This is a genomic window from Micromonospora sp. NPDC023869 (genome assembly GCF_055559695.1).
Window position 1 is genome coordinate 89,000 of the sequence record NZ_JBVHKD010000014.1, and the last position, 20,344, is coordinate 109,343.

At 70.6% G+C, this 20,344-nt stretch carries 19 protein-coding genes; 14 read left to right on the forward strand and 5 right to left on the reverse strand.

Annotated elements, in window-relative coordinates:
- Positions 1 to 11: 11 nt before the first annotated feature.
- Together ACZ31C_RS28470 and ACZ31C_RS28475 are read right to left on the reverse strand one after the other, a co-directional pair.
- On the reverse strand, positions 12 to 452 hold the full coding sequence (locus ACZ31C_RS28470; protein ID WP_465797907.1) for a hypothetical protein: 441 nt from the start codon (positions 450 to 452) through the stop codon (positions 12 to 14).
- A 165-nt stretch (positions 453 to 617) separates the two neighbouring features.
- Positions 618 to 1,433, reverse strand: a complete 816-nt coding sequence (locus ACZ31C_RS28475) for a DUF3152 domain-containing protein (protein ID WP_465797908.1) — start codon at positions 1,431 to 1,433, stop codon at positions 618 to 620.
- A 130-nt stretch (positions 1,434 to 1,563) separates the two neighbouring features.
- Here ACZ31C_RS28475 and ACZ31C_RS28480 point away from each other — a divergent pair, with 130 nt between their 5' ends.
- The 3 genes from ACZ31C_RS28480 to ACZ31C_RS28490 all read left to right on the forward strand — a co-directional run bounded on the left by ACZ31C_RS28480 (position 1,564) and on the right by ACZ31C_RS28490 (position 4,137).
- A complete protein-coding gene (locus ACZ31C_RS28480; RefSeq protein WP_465797909.1) occupies positions 1,564 to 2,067 on the forward strand; it encodes a SigE family RNA polymerase sigma factor in 504 nt (167 codons plus the stop codon).
- Complete coding sequence (locus ACZ31C_RS28485; RefSeq protein ID WP_465797910.1) at positions 2,064 to 2,795, forward strand: hypothetical protein; 732 nt, start codon at positions 2,064 to 2,066, stop codon at positions 2,793 to 2,795. Before ACZ31C_RS28480 ends, ACZ31C_RS28485 begins: the two co-directional genes overlap by 4 nt.
- A gap of 142 nt (positions 2,796 to 2,937) precedes the next feature.
- The gene (locus tag ACZ31C_RS28490; RefSeq protein ID WP_465797911.1) at positions 2,938 to 4,137 is read left to right on the forward strand and encodes a pectate lyase; all 1,200 of its coding nucleotides are present in this window, start codon (positions 2,938 to 2,940) and stop codon (positions 4,135 to 4,137) included.
- A gap of 111 nt (positions 4,138 to 4,248) precedes the next feature.
- Here ACZ31C_RS28490 and ACZ31C_RS28495 read toward each other — a convergent pair whose 3' ends face one another.
- Complete coding sequence (locus tag ACZ31C_RS28495; RefSeq protein WP_465797912.1) at positions 4,249 to 6,108, reverse strand: RNA polymerase sigma factor; 1,860 nt, start codon at positions 6,106 to 6,108, stop codon at positions 4,249 to 4,251.
- 129 nt (positions 6,109 to 6,237) lie between these two features.
- On the opposite strand from ACZ31C_RS28495, the gene ACZ31C_RS28500 reads away from it, so the two are divergent.
- The 6 genes from ACZ31C_RS28500 (at position 6,238) to ACZ31C_RS28525 (ending at position 12,912) form a co-directional block, all read left to right on the forward strand.
- Entirely contained in the window at positions 6,238 to 8,751 is a 2,514-nt protein-coding gene (locus ACZ31C_RS28500; RefSeq protein ID WP_465797913.1) for a S8 family peptidase, read from the forward strand.
- Between the two features lie 223 nt (positions 8,752 to 8,974).
- Positions 8,975 to 9,508: an RNA polymerase sigma factor gene (locus ACZ31C_RS28505; protein ID WP_465797914.1), complete on the forward strand. Its 534-nt coding sequence runs from the start codon at positions 8,975 to 8,977 to the stop codon at positions 9,506 to 9,508.
- On the forward strand, positions 9,505 to 10,290 hold the full coding sequence (locus ACZ31C_RS28510) for a zf-HC2 domain-containing protein (protein ID WP_465797915.1): 786 nt from the start codon (positions 9,505 to 9,507) through the stop codon (positions 10,288 to 10,290). Before ACZ31C_RS28505 ends, ACZ31C_RS28510 begins: the two co-directional genes overlap by 4 nt.
- A 2-nt stretch (positions 10,291 to 10,292) precedes the next feature.
- Complete coding sequence (locus ACZ31C_RS28515; RefSeq protein ID WP_465797946.1) at positions 10,293 to 11,042, forward strand: ATP-binding cassette domain-containing protein; 750 nt, start codon at positions 10,293 to 10,295, stop codon at positions 11,040 to 11,042.
- Positions 11,039 to 12,313, forward strand: coding sequence for a hypothetical protein (locus ACZ31C_RS28520; protein ID WP_465797916.1), 1,275 nt, complete (start codon positions 11,039 to 11,041; stop codon positions 12,311 to 12,313). Before ACZ31C_RS28515 ends, ACZ31C_RS28520 begins: the two co-directional genes overlap by 4 nt.
- Entirely contained in the window at positions 12,310 to 12,912 is a 603-nt protein-coding gene (locus ACZ31C_RS28525; protein ID WP_465797947.1) for a hypothetical protein, read from the forward strand. The genes ACZ31C_RS28520 and ACZ31C_RS28525 overlap by 4 nt, the downstream gene beginning before the upstream one ends.
- A gap of 148 nt (positions 12,913 to 13,060) precedes the next feature.
- On the opposite strand, the gene ectB is transcribed toward ACZ31C_RS28525, so the two are convergent.
- Both ectB and ACZ31C_RS28535 read right to left on the reverse strand, forming a co-directional pair.
- Complete coding sequence (gene ectB, locus ACZ31C_RS28530; protein WP_465797917.1) at positions 13,061 to 14,311, reverse strand: diaminobutyrate--2-oxoglutarate transaminase; 1,251 nt, start codon at positions 14,309 to 14,311, stop codon at positions 13,061 to 13,063.
- A 175-nt stretch (positions 14,312 to 14,486) separates the two neighbouring features.
- Positions 14,487 to 14,684 (reverse strand): MbtH family protein, encoded by a 198-nt coding sequence (locus ACZ31C_RS28535; protein WP_465797918.1) that lies wholly within the window; start codon positions 14,682 to 14,684, stop codon positions 14,487 to 14,489.
- Positions 14,685 to 14,862: 178 nt separating this feature from the next.
- Here ACZ31C_RS28535 and ACZ31C_RS28540 point away from each other — a divergent pair, with 178 nt between their 5' ends.
- The 5 genes from ACZ31C_RS28540 to sbnB are packed head-to-tail and all read left to right on the forward strand — an operon-like array spanning position 14,863 to position 20,342.
- Positions 14,863 to 15,810, forward strand: coding sequence for an ornithine carbamoyltransferase (locus ACZ31C_RS28540; protein ID WP_465797919.1), 948 nt, complete (start codon positions 14,863 to 14,865; stop codon positions 15,808 to 15,810).
- Positions 15,807 to 17,279, forward strand: coding sequence for an amino acid adenylation domain-containing protein (locus tag ACZ31C_RS28545; RefSeq protein WP_465797920.1), 1,473 nt, complete (start codon positions 15,807 to 15,809; stop codon positions 17,277 to 17,279). The genes ACZ31C_RS28540 and ACZ31C_RS28545 overlap by 4 nt, the downstream gene beginning before the upstream one ends.
- On the forward strand, positions 17,276 to 18,331 hold the full coding sequence (locus tag ACZ31C_RS28550) for a threonine ammonia-lyase (protein WP_465797921.1): 1,056 nt from the start codon (positions 17,276 to 17,278) through the stop codon (positions 18,329 to 18,331). The genes ACZ31C_RS28545 and ACZ31C_RS28550 overlap by 4 nt, the downstream gene beginning before the upstream one ends.
- Positions 18,328 to 19,338, forward strand: coding sequence for a 2,3-diaminopropionate biosynthesis protein SbnA (gene sbnA / locus ACZ31C_RS28555; protein WP_465797922.1), 1,011 nt, complete (start codon positions 18,328 to 18,330; stop codon positions 19,336 to 19,338). Before ACZ31C_RS28550 ends, sbnA begins: the two co-directional genes overlap by 4 nt.
- The gene (sbnB, locus tag ACZ31C_RS28560) at positions 19,332 to 20,342 is read left to right on the forward strand and encodes a 2,3-diaminopropionate biosynthesis protein SbnB (RefSeq protein WP_465797923.1); all 1,011 of its coding nucleotides are present in this window, start codon (positions 19,332 to 19,334) and stop codon (positions 20,340 to 20,342) included. Before sbnA ends, sbnB begins: the two co-directional genes overlap by 7 nt.
- The last annotated feature ends 2 nt before the right edge of the window (positions 20,343 to 20,344 follow it).

Here is a 20,344-nt window from a genome sequence, read left to right on the forward strand (position 1 = left end):
CGAGGCAGCGATCAGGTCCGCTTGCGGCTCGCGTTCTCGTCAGCGAGCTGCTGCACGCGGGCGGGGTCCGCATCCTGGGCAAGGGCGACGTAGTGGTCCATGACGGCCGGCCGGTAGCGCACGGGCATCGTCTGTCCTGGGGAGAGTCGGGCGAGCTCGGTGATCGTGAGGTCTTCGTCTGCGATGCCGCGGAATGAGGAGCCGTCGGCGGTCTCCACGTCGAACATCAGGACCACGCGGGGGCTGCCGTCGCTGCTGACCTCCCGCCAGTCGACGAGTACGCCGAGCGCAAGCGCCCCCGTACGCAGTTCCGCATTGCGCTTCCGTGCAGCTCTGCTGAGGAGCGGGTTCGGCGCGACGCCCGGGAAGTCGGGCCCGACGCCGAGCGATTCCCGACTCAGGTCGGGCCTGAGCTGCGCCACCAGGTCGTTGAGCTTCTTCCGACCGAACACCCTGACACCTCTCTCACACCGGTGCCGAAATCCCGGCCTCGCGCTTCGCCCGCACCGCGATCCTAGGTCGCCGGCCATTCCCTGTTGGAGCGCGACGCGAGCAGCCTCCCGTACGCCCCGAACCCGCCACGGTGGTAGGCGCCCTCGTCCTCGGCGCATGAGGCCTCAGCCGCTGCGCATGCCCCGGTCTCGGGGCGGGATCCGATCGTTGTAGGCCCCCGGCGGACCGGAGTAGCGCCTGCCGTCGAGGTACGGCAGGCCGTTGGCCGTGCAGCCGTGCAACCCCAGTGTCTGCTGCTGCATCACCGGAGCCGGTCGGCCACGTCCCGGGCACAATTCGTGACCCATGCCGAGGCGGTGACCGACCTCGTGGTTGACCACGTACTGGCGGTAGCCGTCGATGTTCTTGCCGAAGCCGGGCGCCCCCTTGACCCACCGGGCCACGTTGAGGACGACCCGATCGCCGTTGCGGCAGGAGGTGTAGCCGTCCGGCGTGTCCTGGCACAACACGTCCCGGGTGACGGGGGTGGCCAGGTAGACGGTGAAGTCGGGCCGGCGGCCGGGGCCGACCCGACGCAGTTGCCACCGTCCGCCTGCGGTCCAGCCCTGCGGGTGGGCGAGGGCCTCGGTGACCTGGTCGGCAAACTCGGCTAGCGGAATGCCCTGGATGCCGCGTTCCATCGCGACCTGGTAGCGCAGCAGCTGCCCGGCGCCCCGCCGCCCCGAGGCCGGCTCGCCGTGGGCGATGTCCCACGTGTTGTCGCCCCTCGCCGGATAGCCGACCGGCGGCGGGGGTGGTTGCGCGAGGGAATCGGCGGTCACCGCCGGTGCGGCGGTCACCGTCGGCCCGGGGGATTCGGCGGCCCGCGCGTCCGCGTCGGCGGTCGGGGCGCATCCGGCCAGCAGCACGGCGATCAGCGGTACGGCCAACGGCGGAAACGGAATCCGGCCGGTACGCACCCCGGTGTCGAACGAGCTCATGGTCCTCCGTCCATGTGCCTGCCGCTGGTCGTGGCAGGTGGGAGAAGGACGGCCGACGTTTCCGGAAAGTTGATCCGCTGGCGGCTCAACCTTTTCGCGGTCCCGTCCGTCAGAGACGTCGTGAGGCAGCATGGCCAGGGGTGACGCGGAGTTCGTCGAGTTCGTCCAGGCGGCATCGGGACGGCTGGCACAGGCCGCATACCTGATGACCGGCGACCATCACCAGGCCGAGGACGCCGCGCAGGCCGCTCTGGTCCGGACGTACGCCTCCTGGTCGAGAGTGCGACGCGACGACCCCTACGCCTACACCAGACGGGTGATGACCAACTACATCGTGGACGGTTGGCGGCGTCCGATCCGGGAGCATCCCACCGACGAGATCCCGCACCGGCATCGAGATGACGTCGCGGACGAGGTCGCCGCCAGGCGGACGTTGCAGCACGCTCTCGGCACGCTCACCGCTCGTGAACGGGCGATCGTCGTGTTGCGCTACTTCTTCGACCTGCCGGAACTGCAGGTGGCCCGCGAGCTGGAGGTCTCGGTGGGCACGGTGAAGAGCACGAGTTCCCGCGCGCTGGAGAAGCTGCGCCAGACCCTTGTCGAGCTTCCGGACACGCGGGGAGGGGATCGATGACCGAGGCAGACCGCCTCCGTGCGGCGATGCAGGCGACCGAACACGCCGAGTGGGGCCGGTTCGACGTCGAGGCCATCATGCGCGATGGCCGTCGGCTGCGCCGTCGCCGCTGGGCGGTCCAGGGCGGTGCCATCGTGCTCGCGATCGTGCTGGTCGTCGGCGTCGCGGTCGCGTGGGACCGACCTCGCCCCCCGGAACCGGCCTCGCCACCGGATCCGGCACCCAGTGCCACGGTGACCGCACCGACTGACAAGACACCCACCGCCGCCGCGACACCCCCGCCGGTGATCGGCGAGATCGTGCGGACCGGCATCTGGTACGGCGACGAGGAGCGGGTGTTCTACGTCGTCCCGGTCAGCGTGCCCCGCGCGCCCGAGGTGACGATCGGGTTGGGCGCCGGCCGGCGTACCCCCACCGGTCGATTGATCCTGGATTTCCTGGTCAACGACGTCGAGGGCGCCGACCGCCGGCCCGGTTTCCACCAGATCGGGTACGAGCCGTCGGGTGAGGTGCTGCCGGACGACCCGGTGCCCACCTTCGGATACTTCGTCGGTCCCGCCGCGCGCATCGACGGCACGGCCGGCGGCCAGACGGTCACGGCGCGGTTGGCTCGCTGGAGCGAGGACACCGACGTGGTGATCTTCTGGTTTCCTCCGCAGGCGCTACGGCCGGGGCAGCGCTTGGACGGCATCCGCGCCTGGGACGCAGGCAACCGACGACTCCGTTGATGCGCTCTGGGGTCAATATCAGACTCCTAGCGTCATAAGTATACGGATCGGATGTGACCCTTGCCTCTTTATCGACGGTTCTCTATGGTTGTCGGAAAGCGCTTTCCTATCCCATGTAGCAACGTCTGAAAGGTGACATCCGATGAGACGCAAAGTCGCCACGCGGTGGCTGGCCGGCAGTGCCACTGTGGTCGCAGGTGCCGTCGTCGCGCTGGCGCTGCAGGTCCCTAACGCCTCGGCCGCCACGAACCTGAGCCTCGGTGCCGGCGCCGACGGCTCCAGCAAGGCCAGTGGCACCAGCTATGGCAACGTCATCGACGGCAACGCCAGCACCTACTGGTCGCCGAGCGGCTCCACCGGCACGGTCTCGGTCAAATGGGGCAGCGCCACCACGGTGTCCTCGGCCGTCATCGTGCAGGCCTCGGGCGGTGGTTCGATCAGCGGCTGGCAGCTCAGAAACCACGATACGGGCACCGTCCTGGCCAGCGGCAGTAGCGCCCCGAGCACCATCAACTTCTCCTCGACGTCGCTGAAGAAGATTTCCTTCGTCATCACCAGCGGGTCCGGCACCCCTCGGATCGCCGAGTTCGAGACGTACTCCAGCGGCGGGTCGACCCCGACCACCAGCCCCACCAGCGGTCCGACGGCCGGCCCGACCGGCAACCCAGGCGCGCCGACCGGCGCATGGCCGTCATCGGCTGGCCCGGCGAGCATCTCGGGCACGGTCAGCGTCTCCGGCACCTTCGACGGCGGGATGAAGACCTACTGCTGCATCGGTGACGGTGGACAGGGCGAGTCGCAGGACCCGATGTTCAAGATCGCCAACGGCGGCACGCTGCAGAACGTCATCCTCGGTTCGCCCGCAGGCGACGGCGTGCACTGCGAGGGCACCTGCACGCTGCGCAACGTGTGGTGGAACGACATCGGTGAGGACGCCGCCACCTTCAAGCAGACCAACGGCGGCACCTCCTACGTCATCGGTGGTGGCGCGCGCAACGGCAGCGACAAGAACTTCCAGCACAACGGCAACGGCACGGTCAACATCTCCGGCTTCTACCTCAAGGGGACCGGCAAGCTGTACCGCGCCTGCGGCAACTGCTCCACCTCGCACACCCGCCACGTGCGGATCGACAACGTCCTCGTCGACGACATCGACATGCTCGCCGGAATCAACAGCAACTGGAACGACACCGCGACGATCACCCGCGTGGTCGTCATCGGCTCGGCCACCATCTGTGGCAAGTACAAGGGTGTGCCCAAGGGCAGCGAACCCAGCTACCTCGGTGAGGGCTGGAACGACGCCAACTGCAAGGTCAACAGAAGTGACGTCACCTTCCGGTAGTCACCAGACACGCCTGTTCACGAAGGGGCACCCGCCGGCCGGCGGGTGCCCCCCAGTATCTGTTGCACCAGTAGGGGAGCGGCCGGGGTGACCGGTGCCGGCGTACTCCGGTCAGCCCGGCCTTGTGCAGGGATCGGGGACCGTGGTGGCCGAGGTCCGAGCGGCCTGGCCGTCCACACCGGTTGCTTGTACCCACCACGTCACCGTCTCCGTCCGCAGGCGCGGCACTGTGGCCTGCGCCGAGGTTCCCTGTCCGGTCATGGCCCGACTCGCCGTACGGCCACCCGCCGGCCTCCAGTACACCTGCGCCGCCTCGACTGTGGTGCTGCCGGTGGCCTGGACGACCAGGCTGTAGCTGTCCGCGCCGCAGCGCACGTGCGCGTCGGCCGAGACGGTGAACGGCGCGACCAACCGCGCCGTGGCCGACGGTCGGGGCGCCGTCGGGCGGGGGGTGGTCGGCCGGACCGGGCTCGGCCGCGCCGTGGTCGGCCGCGCCGTGGTCGGTCGGAGTGCTGTCGGTCCTGCGGTGGGCGGCGCGCTCGGCGCGGGCGGCGGTTCCGCACCGACGGTCCCGCCGTCCTGCCGGGGCGGAGGTGCACCGCCGGAGAGGCCGTCGGCGTCGTCCCCTCGACGGCCCGCCGGGTCCGCAGCCCCGGCAGTCCCCGTCGGCCCGTCGGCCGGTACGCCGGCGACAGTCACCCGGTCACCGGTGAGCGGACCGGGCGTCAGCGCCCAGACACCGGATCCGACCAGGAGCGCCCCCAGGAGGGCGGTCGCGGCCACCCGACGTCGCCGACGCGACCTCGCGGACGCCTGACGACCGGAAGACCCTGCGGTACGCGCCGCCCTCCCGCCTCGGGCCGGCCCGCCGCTACGGGCCGTCGGCTCGTCCGTCTCGGCGGCGGTGTGGTCGCCCGCTTCCACGCCCTGCCCCGCCCCACCGACAGACCCCCCGGACCGCACCGCCACCTTCCCCGACGAGCCGTCCTCCGCCACGTCCCTGGAACCGTCCCCCGACGGACCCTCCGGGGAGACGTCCTCCGACGAATTCCCGGACGAACCGTCCCCCGACGGACCCTCCGGCGAGACGCCCTCCGAAGGGTCCCCGGACGAACCGTCGCCCACCGGATCGCCCGGGGAGACGCCCTCCACCGTCTCCCCGGACGAGACCGCATCGGTGCCGTTCTCGGCCGTCTCGGAGGTGGTCGGGCTCGGCCACGTCGCGTCGGCGGCGACGAGGAACGCCGGTGCCGTGTAGGCCGACAGCAGCGCCGCCGGATTCAGCTGGTCCCGCCGGAGCAGCCCGCACTGCCCACAGTCGTCGACGTGCCGGGCGACCCTTTTCCGCAGGGTCGGGGTGAATCGGCCCTGCCAACCCGCCACCAGGTCGCCCAAGGCCGGACAGTCCCGGGCACCGCTGCGCGCGACGAGCAGGGCGCCGAGCGCCCGTTCCAACTGCGAGCGGGCCCGGGACAGGCGGGCGTGGGCATGGTTGGCGGGCAGGCCGAGGGCCGCGCCGATCTCGGCGGACGACAGGTCGTGGCGGATCGCCAGGTGGACCACCTCGCGGTCACCGGGGCTGAGGGACGCCGCGGCGGCGTGGACGAGGGCGCGCACCTGGTCGGCGTTGACACCCGCCCCCGGGTCGGGAAGGTCAGCGACCGGGTCGTCGGTCTCGCCCAGCGGCCTGGAACGGGCCCCCTCGCGAAGGTGCCGCAGGCACTCGTTGCGCACGATCGCGTACAGCCAGGGCCGGAGCCGGTCGGGGTCGCGTAGTTGATCCATGCGCCGGCCGGCGACGAGGAACGCGTCGTGGAGGGCGTCGGAGGCGGCCTCCGGTTCGTGCACCATCGCCCGGGCGTACGTGTGGAGCCGGTCGGCGTAGCGCCGGTACACGCCCTCCAGCCCGGCCGGGTCACCTCGGCGTACCGCCTCGACCAGGCTTCTGTCGTCCTGAAACGCCGTATCCATCCCTGCTCCCGCCCCCGTCGACGATTCCATTAGAGCGAAGGGGAAAAGTTTCTGAACTTTTCTGTTGGCATCCCGACCGTCGGCTGCTCCTACCGGTGTCACCGCATCACCGACATCGAGGAGACACCGATGACACCGACACGTTCCGTCCACCGGCGGGCACCCGTCCGCCGCCTGCTGGCCGCCGCCGTGGTGGCAGCACTCGCCGGTGGGCTCGTCACGTCCACCCCGCTGGACGCCGTCGCCGCGCCCACCCCCGACGGCCCGGCTACGGCCTCCGGCACCAACTCGGCGCAGCCCCTGGCCTTCCGGGTCGACCCGGCACTGTCCGCGCCCCGGTCACCGATCGACCCGGTGGGTCGGCTCGGCACCGACCGGGAGGTCGGGGTGGTGGCGGGTCCGAGCGGGTCCCCCGCCGGGCTGGTCCTCGACGAGGTGATGGTGCGGATGGCCGACCAGGCCGAGTTGGACGCCTTCCTGACGCGCTGGGGTGGCCAGGTCCTCGACTCGTTCGCCCCCGACGACCAGGGGCAGGACCACCTGGTCCGGGTGGACGCCGACCGGGCCGACCCGGCGGCGTTGGTCGGTGACCTGCTCGCCGCCGAGCCCCGACAGTCGGGGGTGTACCGGGTCGGTGACGAGCGGGCGCTGCGGCTGCTCGCACTGGCCGCAGCCGAGTGGCGGGTCGGCACCGAACTGGTCCTCGACTGGCTGGTGGAGCCGACCGGCATCGCCGACGGTGAGGTGTTCGAGGCGCCCGACTTCGAGCACAACGTCTTCGACTGGTCGTTCATGCGGGCCGGGGGCGCGATGGACACCGGCGTCGCGCCTGCCTGGCAGCTGCTCCAGTCCAAAGGCCGGCTGACCAAGCAGGTGAAGTACCTGGTGCTCGACGGCGGGTTCACCCACAACCCCGACTTCCCGGACAAGGTGTCGCTGCACACGGTGGAGTGGGGCAAGGCCAACACCAACGACTGCACCGGCGGTACGCCCTGCCCGTGGCACGGCACCGACGTCGTCCTCGCCGGGATGGGCCGGGTCGACAACGACTACGGCACCGCCGGACCGGCCGGACCCGTGGTGAAGGAACTCGTCGCGGTCCGCAACGGCATCGACTACTGGACGGTGCTGCGCCGGCTGGAGAAGGCCGCCGAGGCGACCCACCCGGACGTGGTCAACCTCAGCTTCACCCGCGACGTCGACCTCGGCAAGTCCCACGCGCGCACCTGGACCGACCGGCGGATGAAGAACGTGCGGGACACCGGCGCGTTGATCGTCGCCGCCGCCGGGAACAACGGTGTGGACATCGACGGCGACACCCTCTACGTGCCCTGCGAGAGCACCCACGTGATGTGTGTGGGGGGCATGCGGGACAACGCGGCGGTGGCGGGCGGGTCGAACTACGGCACCAGCGACCACACCCGCTCGGTGGAGATCTACGGTCCGATGTGCGTCAGGGGCCTCGCCGACCCCGGTACGCCGGGGAACAACACGACCCGCTCGAACGCCTGCGGTACCAGTGTCGCCGCACCGTTCGTGGGTGGGGTCGCCGCCCTGGTGCTGGCCGCCGACCCCACCCTCACCGCCACCGAGGTCCGGGACATCCTCAACGACACCGCCCACGTCGGTGGGCTGGGCGCCAAGGTGACCGGCAGCCAACGCCGGATCGACGCCCTGGGCGCGGTCGCCGAGGCGCTGGGAGTGAAGGTCGGCAAGCCGACGGTGACCATCAGCACCCCGAAGACCGGCCAGCAGTTCGGGGTGGGGCAGACGGTGGACCTGTGGGGTTCGGCGACCGACTTCCTCGGCAAGGAGATCCCACTGACCTGGACCAGCAGCGTCGACGGGACACTGGCCCAGGGGTCGCAGACCTTCGCGTCGCTGTCGGCCGGCACCCACGTCGTCACCGCCACTGCCACCGACAGCCTCGGCCGCACCGGCTCCGCCGCGGTGACCGTGACGGTGGTGGACAGCCCGACGACGGTAGCGGTCATCTCGCCGCCGGTGGGATCGACCCTTCCCGCCGGGCAGTCGGTCGGTCTGGTCGGCACCTCCCACGACCCCGACGAGCCCGGGTCGGTACCCGACTCGCAGGTGTCGTGGACGGTGCGGCGCGGCAACACCGTGGTGTTCCAGAAGAGCGGACACCAGGCACTCCTGCCGGCGGCCACGGTCACGCCAGGGTCGTACACGGTGACCTTCACCGCGGACGGCGTCAGCGCCCACCGCGCCTTCGTAGTCGTGGCGGCACCGGCCGGGAAGACCGCGCCGACGGCCACGATCACCGCACCGGCACAGGCCCTGACGCTGACCACTGACGACGGCACTCCCCGGTCGGTCGCCTTCGCCGGTACCGGCACCGACGCCGAGGACGGGGTGATCAGCGGGATGCGCCTGCGGTGGACCGCGTACGGCGACGGAGGTGTCAAGAAGATCCTCTGCCAGGGCAGCGGAGTGCCCACCGGCGGCTCGGTCGACGACGTCGTGCAGCCGAAGAACTGCTCCGGTTTCACCGCCCCGCTGGGCCTGTTGAACACTGGGACCACCGTCACCACCTGGGTGGTGTGGCTGGAGGTGTTCGACTCCTCCGGTCTGGTCGGGGTGGACTCCGTGCCGGTCCGGATCGAGTCGGTCACTCCCTGACCCCGGCTGCGACACCACCTGCTCCCGGTGGCGTGTCCCGTGTCGCTCCGGCGGCGCGGGACACGCCCGGTACGGCCCGGGGGGCGTGCGTGGACGTCCACCGCGCAGTCCGCCGCCGACCGCGACAACGACCGGGCGAACCTGCCGGTAGGGACGCATCTGTGTCGCGCTGTGTCGGCGTGGGGAGAACCGTTTTCCCGACAGATGCGTCCTAACCTGCGTGATGGACGTGGGCGATGAGGAGCTGTTGCGCCTTGTCGGCGAGGGGGACTGCGAGGCGTTCGACGCGTTGTATGCGCGTAACGCGTCGTGGTTGGTGCTGCGTCTGCGGAGACGGTGTCGCGATCCGGAGTTGGTCCGGGAGGTGCTGCAGGAGACGTTCCTGACGGTGTGGCGGGCGGCGGCCGGCTACCGAGGGGACGGTACGGCGGCGGGCTGGCTGTGGACGATCGCCGCTGGTCGGTTGATCGACGCGCGACGTCGCGCGTCGGTCCGTCCGCAGAGCGCGGGGTTGCCGGGCGAGGACGTGCTGGCGTGGTCGCCGTCGGCGGAGGACGAGGTCCTGGCCGGCATGTACGACGAGGAGTTGGCACGTGCGCTGCACCGGCTGTCGCCGCAGTTGCGAGCGGTGTTGCAGGCGACGGTGCTGGACGGCCTGACAGTGCGTGAGGCGGCGACGCTGCTGGGGGTGCCCGAAGGCACGGTGAAGACCCGGGCGATGCGCGCCCGCCGCGAGTTGCGGGAGGCGTTGTCGTGAACGACTTTCACCCCGAGGCCGAGGTACTGGCGGCGTACGCCGAAGACCGCCTCGTCGACGTCGACGCGTGGTCGGTGGAGGCGCACCTCGACCGCTGCGAAGCCTGCCGGAGGAGCATCACACCGGACGCGACCACGGCCCTGATAGTCGAGGCGGTCGCGATGTCCCTGACTCACCGGCCGTCGGCACCGGGCCGAGTGCGGCGGGGGAGCAGGTGGCGACGCGTACGTGTGTTGGCGGGTGCGGGACCCGCGGCGCGGACGGCCTGGTTGCTGTCGGTGGCCGTGACCGGAGCGCTCGCCACCGGTACGGCGGTCAGCTCGACGATGGTGCCGTCGTGGCTGCTCCTGCTGATCGCGCCGGTGCTGCCCGCTGTCGGGACGGCCCTGTCGTATGGGCCGAGGACCGATCCGTTGCACGAGCTGATCGCCGGGACACCGCAGGGCGGCCTGCGGATCGTCCTGTGGCGCACGCTGACGGTGCTCGCGGTGGCGGCACCCGTCGCAGTCCTGGCCGGCACGGTGACGCAGATCGGTGCCCCGGTGACGTGGCTGCTTGCCTGCGTCGCGTTGACCGTCACGACGCTGGCGCTCGGCTCGTTGATCGAGCCCACGTACGCCGCGCTCGTGGTGGCGGGGGGATGGGCGGCGGTGGTGCTGGCACCGACGGTCGGGGACCTGTCGGTCGTGTCGGCCCGCGGTCCGGTATGGCTGGGCGTCACCGCGGTCGCCGCGGTGGTGGTGTACGTGCGTCGGGACCAGGTGGGGAGACAACCGGCATGACCATGGTGAACGTCGACGGCCTGCGCGTGGGGTACGGCAGGCGGGTCGTCTTCGACGATCTGGACCTCGACTTGGGGGTGGGCGTGCACGGGTTGCTCGGTCCGAACGGCGCCGGCAAGACCACCCTGATGCGAGTCCTGGCCACGGTGCTGCGCCCCGACCGGGGTGACGTCCGGCTGCTGGGTCATCGCATCGGCGACCCCTCGGGGTTGCGGCAGGTACGCCGCCAGGTGGGCTACCTGCCCCAGGCATTCGGCTTCTACCCGCGCTTCACCGTCCGGGAATTCGTGGAGTACTTCGGCTGGCTGCGGGAGATGCCACCGGGCAGGATTCCACTGGCGGTGGATCGGGCGATCGAGCGGGTCGGTTTGCTCGACCGGGCTGACGACCGGATGAAACACCTCTCCGGTGGCATGCTGCGTCGTGCCGGCATCGCGCAGGCCATCGTGAACGAACCTCGGCTGCTGTTGTTGGACGAGCCGACTGCGGGTCTGGACCCGGAGCAGCGGGTGGAGTTGCGGGCGTTGCTGCGGGAGGTGGGGCTGGACGCCGTCGTACTGGTCAGCACCCACCTGGTCGAGGACGTCGTGGCGGCATGCTCCCGGGTGCACCTGGTCGACGGGGGGCGGATGGTCTTCACCGGACTTCCCGACGAGCTGATCGCGGCCGGCGGCGACGGCGACAGCGGCGACTCCCCGATCGAGCGGGGTTACACGGCGGTGCTGCGCGGCGCGCGGACGGCACCGCGGTGAGGCGCGTGCTGGGGGTGGAGCTACGCCGGGGTACGGCGCCCGCCGCCGCGCTGGCGATGTTCGGCATCGGAGTGTGGCTGCTGGTCATCCATCCGGACGACTGGGGCGGCCGGTGGGCGGGGCTGGCGAACTACCTGCGTATGTCGATGCTGGTGCTCTGTGCCCTCATGGTCGCGGCCGGAGCGTGGCAGTCCGGTCGGGAACGGCGGCGCGACATGGACGAGCTGATCGCCTCCACCCCGCGCCCGAGATGGCAGCCGCTGGCGGTGGCCTGGCTGGCCGTGACCCTGTCCGGTACCGCTGGGCTGTTGGCCGCGTTCGCCGGGGCGGCGGTGCTGGTCGCCCGGGTCGCGACATACGCCGGTGGAGGCTGGTGGTGGACGCTGATCGTCGGTGTCCTGGCCCTGGCCGCTGCCGGTGCGCTCGGTGTCCTCGTCGGACGGCTCGTCCCCCTGCGGGTGGCGGCGCCGATCGCCGCGCTCGCCAGCTACCTCGGCCTGGCCGTCGTGGCGTACGGCGACGGCACGGCCTGGGCGTGGCTCTCGCCCCTTTACGGCGGCTGGGCGGCGCACTCCCTCATCCCCGCGCGCGTCACCGTGTTGCAGGCCGCCTGGCTGGTGACAGTGACGGCTCTGCTGCTCGCCGCCGCCGCGCGGTGGCGCCGAGCCGCCCTGCTGACCGGCGTCCTCGCCATCACCGTCGCGGTGCCGATCGTCATCGGGCGGGACACCCGCCACCTCCCGGCCGACCCGGCGGCGCTGGAGCTGGTCTGCACCAGCAGCGGCCCCCAGGTGTGTCTCTCCAGGATCAACGCCTTCCTGTTCGATGACGTCACCGCGGCCGTGCAGCCGGTCCTGGAACGTCTCGACGGGATACCCGGAGCACCTAGCAGGGCGGTCGACGAGGCCGCGAAGCCGATCGGCCAGGCCTTCGGCGAGGACGACGACACGGTCTGGCTCAGCCTCGGCCACCAGTCGACCGCGCTCGGCGGCCTGGCCAGCCCCGACCATCTGCGGGCCGACCTGCGGCAGATCACCCGCGCCGTCTGCGCGGATCCCACCGGGGTACGCAGGATCGACCAGCGGGTCTACTGGACCGATGAGCTGGCCGCCGAGTGGATGCTCGACGAGTCGGCGACCATCGCCGACGCACCCATCGCCAGGCTCCGCGCGATGCCGGAGCACGCGCAGCGAGCCTGGTTCGCCGACTACCTCGCCGCCGCTGACCGATGCGACGAGCAGACTCTGATCCGGCTCGGCCAATGGCCCTGACCCGGCGGTTTCTCCGGCTGCACCTGGCCGCCCGAGGCGCGTCGACCTTCGCAGTCGGCCTCGGCGTCATCACACTGCTGGCCGGTGCCGGCGGCACGTGGCTCGCCAGCAGGACCTACTTCGACGGGGCCGCCGCCCGGATCCCCGTGATCGCGCTCGCACCGCTGCTGGCCGCACTACTGCTCGGGCCCACCCTCAGCGGCGCCGACGAGAACCTCGAACGCAGCACCTCCCTGCCGTGGCGAGCCTGGCGAGCCGGGCACCTTCTCGTCGCCACCCTCGTGACCGCCATAGCACTCAGCCTGGCCGGGCTACGGGAACCCGACACGTACGGTGCATATGCACTGATCCGCAATGCGCTCGGCTGTATCGGACTGGTCGTCGGCGGCGCGGCGCTGCTCGGCGTACGGCTGGCGTGGCTGCCAGCCTTCCTCTACGTCTGCGCCGTCTACGCTGCCGCTCCGCGCCACACCGGCGGCATCGTGGGGGTCTGGGCCTGGCCGATCCAGCCCTCCACCTCGCCAGCGGCGTGGCTCACCGCCATCATGATTCTCGCCGTCGGTGCCACCACCTACCTCCACCGCGGATCCCGCGCCTAGGGTGGAAACCCACTGCGCCTCGCATCGGGCGAGCGGCCGGGCGTGGTGGCGGAGGAGTCTGGCTCGCCAAGCTCCGACCGCCAGCTCGGCATCGGTGCGCAGCACGATACCCGCTGCATAACCCCGAAGGGTTCACGACCGGAACCACCTAGCGGTCGACCGCTGCCGTCACCGACTGTTCCAGAATGTCGAGGCCCTCGGCCAGTTCCTCATCCGTCAGGTTCAGGGGCGGCATCAGCTTCACCACCTCGTCGGCGGATCCGGACGTCTCCACCAGCAGCCCACGGGCGAACGCCTCCTGGGCGACCCGTCGGGCCAGCGGCGGTTCCCGGAAGGCCAGACCCCACAACAGGCCCCGGCCGCGTGACGTCACTGCGTGCGCCCGGTGCCGACCGGCGAGTTCCGCCAGCCTCGCCTCAAGCAGGATGTCCCGTTCCGCTGTCTGCTTCTCCAGTTTGCTGTCGACCCAGAATTCCTTGAGCGCGGCCGCCCCGGTGACGAAGGCGAAGTTGTTGCCGCGAAAGGTGCCGTTGTGTTCGCCGGGCTGCCACACGTCGAGTTCGGGGCGGAAGAGCGTAAGGGACATCGGCAGGCCGTACCCGCTGATGGATTTGGAGAGGCAGACGATGTCGGGAGTGATTCCGGCGTGCTCGAAGCTGAAGAACGGGCCGGTGCGACCGCAGCCCATCTGGATGTCGTCGACGATCAGCAGCACTTTGCGGCGGGCGCACAGCTCGGCGAGGTCGGCGAGCCAGATCGCGCGGGCGGGGTTGATGCCGCCTTCGCCCTGCACGGTCTCCACGATGACGGCGGCCGGTAGGTCCATTCCGCTGCTGCTGTCGGCGAGCATGGTGTCGAGCAGGGTGAGCCCGGAGACCTGGCCTCCGGCGAAGCCGTCGTACGGGACGCGCCAGGTGTTGCCGAGTGGGACGCCGGCACCTGCGCGCAAGGTGGCGTTTCCGGTGACGGCCAGTGAGCCCAGTGACATGCCGTGGAATGCGCCGGTGAAAGCGACGACGGTGTGGCGTCCGGTCACTTTGCGGGCGAGTTTGAGTGCCGCCTCGACGCTGTTCGTGCCGGTGGGTCCGGTGAACTGCACGCGGTAGTCCAGGCTGCGGGGGGCGAGGACCTGCGATGCGAACTCGGCGAGGAAGTCCTGTTTGGCGGAGGTCAGCATGTCGAGGCTGTGGGTGACCCCGTCCCGCTCCAGGTAGTCCAGCAGGGCTCGCTTGAGGACCGGATGGTTGTGACCGTAGTTGAGGGCACCCGCGCCGGCGAAGAAGTCAAGGTAGGCGCGGCCGTCGTCGGCGAACATTCGGCTGCCCCGCCCGTGGCCGAACACGATCGGCCAGCTTCGGCAGTAACTACGGACCTCTGACTCGATAGTCGGGGCCATCATGATGTCTCCTCGGAGTTGGAGCTGCCCGTCCATGACGGTTTCGGAGCCGTGTCGATGTGGCTGCCTGCGTCCACGGCCCTGAGCTGCCGGCCCTCGGCGACGGGACGTGGTGCTGCCGCCCCGCCGCATGCCACGTGTGGCGGGGCGGCACGAGGTGCGGTACGGACTTCGGCCGTCAGACCCGGGCCATCTGCTCCCGCAGGCTTCGCGGCCGCATGTCCGACCACACCTTCCCGATGTGGTCCAGGCACTCCTGCTTCGACCCGGACGTCCCCTCGGCGGTCCAGCCGAGCGGCAGATCCCGGTCGGCCCACCAGATCGAGTACTGCTCCTCGTCGTTGCGCACGACGCGGTAGACACCGTCGTCAGTCATGACCCCTCCGGTGTGGTCGGGTGATCCGAATAGCTGAGCCCGATGCTGCCGGGCCCACGCGTCCCGCCCATAGAGACGAACACGCAGACGCGTCGTGCAGCTCCGTCCCTGTTCGTCGGTCCGCACCTCGCGCAGGCTCTCAGGTCACGGCCGATCGCCACCTGGAAGGGGGCTCGGCATGACCGAGCGACGCCATCTGATCTCCATTGAGGACCTCTCCGACGACCAACTGCGCTGGATCGTGCAGCGCGGCGCCGAGTACTCGCGTGGTTCCGCGGGAGCCGACCAGCCCCTGTCCAGGGCGGTCGTCGGTGTGCTGTTCCGTAAGACCTCCACCCGTACCCGGACCGCGTTCTCCGCCGGTGCGCTGCGTCTCGGTGCCCGCCTGATCACGTACGGCCCGAACGACCTGCAACTGGCCACCGGCGAGTCGGTGGAGGACACCGGCGCGGTGCTCTCCGGCATGCTCGACGTCCTGGTCGCCCGCACCGCCGGGCCGGAGTCCGAGCTTCGGGCGTACGCCGCCCAGAAGCGCATGTCGGTGATCAACGCGATGAGTACGGTCGAACACCCGACTCAGGCCCTCGCCGACCTCACCACGATCGTCCGGCACTTCGGTCGGGTCGAGGGCGTACGGGTGCTGTACGTGGGGGAGGGGAACAACACCGCCTCGGCGCTGACCCTTGCGCTGTCCCGGTATCCCGGCGCCGAGCTGCACCTGCGTACCCCGCCCGGGTACGGCGTGGAGCAGCGGTACCTCGACCAGGCGGCGGTGTCTGCCCGGCGTAGCGGTGCGCGGGTCGAACAGCGGCACGACCTGTCGGGCCTGCCACCGGTGGATGTCGTCTACACCACCCGCTGGCAGACCACGGGTTCGACGAAGCCGACGCCCGATTGGCGTGACGAGTTCGCCCCGTTCCAGGTTGATGAGGCTCTGATGGCGTCCTGCCCGGGCGCGGTGTTCATGCACGACCTGCCGGCACATCGGGGCGAGGAGGTGACCGGCGCGGTACTCGACGGGCCCGACAGCATCGCCTTCGCCCAAGCCGAGAACAAGTACCACAGCGCCCGGGCGGTCCTGGAGTGGTGCGCCGCCGACCAGTCGAGCGGCGGAGCGGGGCGGTGACCACGTTTCTCGACGACATCCTGACCCACGCCACGACCCGGCCCGACGCACCGGCGATCGTCACCCCGGACACCGCCCTGTGCTACGAGGACTTCGCCGCCCGGACCGACCGGCTGGCCCGGGCGCTGGTCGCCCAGGGCGTCGGACCGGAGCAGGTTTGCGCGGTCATGGTTGACCGGGGCCCGGAGGCCGTCATCGCGATGGCGGCCGTGCTTCGGGCCGGCGGCGCCTTCCTCACCCTCAACACCGAGCTGCCCGATCAGCGACTGGCGGCGATGGTCCGCACCGCCCAGGCCCGGTTCCTGGTCACCACACCGGTCCGGGCCGGGCAGCACGACCTCGCCATCGACGGCCCGACCGTGTTCGTCGACGCGCCTGACGTGCCGGCACGCCTGCGACCGTTGTCGCCCCGCTCGCTGGCCTACGTCAGTCACACCTCCGGATCGTCCGGGCCGCCGAACGCGGTACTGCTGGAGCACCTCGGCGTCACCAACTACCTACGGTTCATCGTCGACGACTACCAACTCGGTCCGGACACCGTGGTGCTGCAACTCGCGCCGTTCGGGTACGACGCCTCGATCCGTGACACGTTCGCCCCGCTCGTCGCCGGTGGGCAGGTGGTCCTGGTGCCGCGCTCCACCCTGTTGCGCGCCGGTGAGTTCGTCGCGGCCCTGGGCAGGTGGGGGGTGAACACGATCCTGTCGGCCACCCCGACCTTCCTGACGTCGCTGCGGCGCAGTGATCTGCCCGACCTGCGGCTGACCGTGTCCAGCGGTGAGTCGCTGCGACCGTTCCTCGTCGCCGATGGCCGCAACCGGGTGCCCGGACGGCTGATCAACCAGTACGGCCCGACCGAGACCACGATGACCTCGACCCGCTTCGCCGTGCCGCCGGTCCCGGACACGACGCTCGACCTGATCGGGGCACCGATCGACGGTGTGAGCGTGCATCTGCTCGACGACGAGCTGCACGCCGTGCCGGACGGCGGTGTCGGCGAGGTGTGGATCGGTGGATGTGGTGTCGCGCGCGGGTACAGCGGCCGACCGGGCTTGACCGCGGACCGTTTCCTGCCGGACCCACACGGCGCGCCCGGCGCGCGCATGTACCGCACCGGTGACCTGGCGCGTCGGTTGCCCGACGGTGGCCTCGTGTATCTCGGCCGCATCGATCGGCAGATCAAGGTCCGGGGCTACCGGATCGACCCGGCCGAGATCGAGGGCACGCTGCTGGCCCATCCCGCCGTCACCGGCGCGGTGGTCACCGCGGGTACCGATGCCGGCGGACGGGTCTTCCTCATCGCGCACGTCGCCGCCGCGTCGGCGCAGGTGACCGACGCCGCGCTGCGCGCCCACCTGGCGATGACGTTGCCCCACTACATGATCCCGCGACGGTTCGCCCGGGTCGACCGCCTGCCGACGACGGTCAGCGGCAAGACCGACCGCAGGGCGGTCACCGTGGACGGGCCATGAGGACGACAGGTGTCGGGCCCACCCTCGCGGACGTGCGCCTGGCGGCCGACCGGATCACCGGCCTGGTGGATCGCACTCCGGTGCTGCCGCTGGATTCGCGGGTGCTGGTCAAGGCCGAGCACCGCCAGCGCGGCGGCTCGTTCAAGATCAGGGGCGCGGCGAACGCGATGCTTACCCGGTACGCCGACGAGGTGGTGGCCGGTTCCTCCGGTAACCACGGCATCGCCGTCGCCATGGTCGGTGCCGCGTTGGGCATCAGGGTGACGATCGTGATGGCTGCCGGCGCCAGCGACGGTAAGGCCCGGACGATCCGGGCGCTCGGCGCCAGCGTGGTCCAGGTGACCGGTGGCGTGGTCGAACGCGACCGCCGGGCCGCCGACATCGCCTCGGCGACCGGGGCGGTCTTCGTGCCCTCCTCCGACGACGAGTTGGTGGTGGCCGGGGCCGGCACGGTCGGGCTTGAGGTGCTCGAACAGGTGCCGGGCGTCACGACGATCTTCGTACCGACCGGTGGTGGTGGCCTGCTGGCCGGCGTCTGCCTGGCGGCGTCGGCGCTGTCCCGGCGGGTGCGGGTCGTCGGGGTGGAGCCGATGTCCGCACGCCGCTACGCCGTTTCCGTTGCCCAGGGTGCGCCGACCGAGCTGCCCCCGTCCATGACGATCGCCGACGGCCTGCGCGGGCAACGACCCGGTGCGGTTCCCTGGCCGATCATCCGGCACCGGGTCGACGACCTGATCGGCGTGACCGACGAGGCCGTCACCCACGCGATGGGTGTCCTTCGCCGAGCCGGTGTCAGCGCGGAACCAAGCGGTGCGGTAGCGCTGGCCGGCGCGCTAGGGCGCGGATCTGCCGGCCGTGCGGTGGTGATCGTTTCGGGTGGAAACGGCGCGGCCGGCGGCAGCAGTACGAAGAGAACAGAAGAACCTCCGGCAGAACTGCTGCCGGCGTCAACCGGTGAGTCTGCATGTTCTTCCCTGCGCTGTCTCGATGGTGCGGAGGAATCTCGTAGTAGGCGCATCGCGGCGGAGGCAATTCGAGGAGCGGCTCTATGACCGAACAAACCCCCACCGGGTCAGGAGTGCTGGCGACCATCGGAGCGACACCGATCGTCGAGCTGGTGAAGCTCGACCCCGAGAGTCCGTTCAGGACGTTCGCTAAGTTGGAGTCGCACAATCCGGGCGGCAGCATCAAGGACCGCTCGGCGCTGGAGATGCTGCGAGAACGCATTCACGACGGGCGACTCGTACCCGGCAGATCGGTGGTGATCGAGTCGAGTTCCGGCAATCTCGGAATCGGGCTCGCGCAGGTCTGCGGGTACTACGGAATTCGCTTCATCTGTGTGGTGGACCCGCGCACCAACAAGGACAACATCGCCATCATGCGGGCGCTGGGCGCGCAGGTCGAGGTGGTCACCGATGTCGATCCGGCCACGGGGGAGTACCTGCCCGTCCGTATCCGTCGGGTGCGTGACCTCGTCGCGACGATCGAACACGCGTACTGCCCGGACCAGTATTCGAACCCGCTCAACCCGCGAGCACACCACACGACCGTACAAGAGATCGTGCGCGCCCTGCCGGACATCGACTACCTGTTCTGTGCCACGAGTTCCTGCGGCACTCTGCGGGGGTGCGCCGAATACATCCGGACGCACCAGCTGCCGGTGACCATCGTGGCGGTGGACGCGTTAGGCAGTGCGATATTCGGCCCGGCGGTGGGGTGGCGGATGATTCCCGGCCACGGCGCATCGGTGCGTCCGAAGCTGTACCGCAGCGATCTGGCCGACATCGTGGTCCGAGTCGACGACCTCGACGCAATTGTGGCGTGCCGCCGACTGGCCGCCCGCGAGGCGATTCTCGTCGGTGGCTCGTCGGGTGCCGTCGTGGCGGCCCTGGAGCAGATGCGCGACCAGATCCGACCCGGGGCCACCTGCGCGATGGTCTTTCCCGACCGCGGTGAGCGGTACCTCGACACCATCTACGACGACGACTGGGTCATGACGTACTTCGGTGACGTGTCGCACCTGTGGACCAAGCCCGACATGGAGGTGGCGCCATGTTGATTCTCGGAGCAGGTGAGGTCCGTTCCGTCCTCGACGGGGGCGAGCGCGATGTGGTGTCCGCGGTGGAGGCGGCGTACCGGTCGCACGCGTTGGGCCGTACCCGGGTGCCGCAGTCGGTCTTCCTCCGCTTCGCTGACGCGGAGCGCGAGCGGATCATCGCGCTGCCGGCCTATCTGGGAGGTGAGACGCCGACCTGCGGGGTGAAGTGGGTGTCATCCTTCCCCGGCAACCTCGACCGGGGGATGCACCGGGCCTCGGCCGTGATGATCCTGAACTCGGTACACACCGGTGTGCCGGAGGTGATCCTCGAAGCGTCGGCGATCTCGGCCGGACGTACGGCCGCGAGCGCCGCCCTGGCGGCGTCCACGCTCTCCTCGTCCAGCCCGGAATCCGCGGTGACGCTCGTCGGCTGCGGTCCGATCAACTTCGAGGTGCTGAGGTATCTGCGCACCGTGCTGCCGACGCTGGGCACGGTGACCCTGTACGACCTCAGCGCCGAGCGGGCGCAGTCCTTCGCCGCCGAGGCACGGTCGGTGTGGCCGACGTTGAAGATCGACGTGGCTGAGAACGCGGCCGACGCCATGTCCCGCCACAAGCTGGTGTGCCTGGCTACGACGGCGAGCGCCCCGCACCTGGGTACCGAACATTGCCGCCCGGGAACGCTGGTGCTGCATCTGTCCCTGCGTGACCTCACCGTCGACTCGATCCGTGCCAGCGTGAACATCGTCGACGACGCGGACCACGTGTGCCGGGCCGCGACCTCGCTGGACCTGGCCCAACAGGAAGCCGGCCACCGCGACTTCATCGCCGCCTCGCTCGGCGAGGTCCTGGTGGCCGGTGAGCGGTACGTCAGAAGCGACGAAGCCGTGACGGTGTTCTCCCCGTTCGGGCTCGGCTGCCTGGATCTGGCCGTGGCCGACCTGGTCCGCCGTACGGCGTCGGGCCGCGGCCTGGGCACCACATTGGATGACTTCCTACCGACGAAGCAGCAGGTGTGCGCATGACT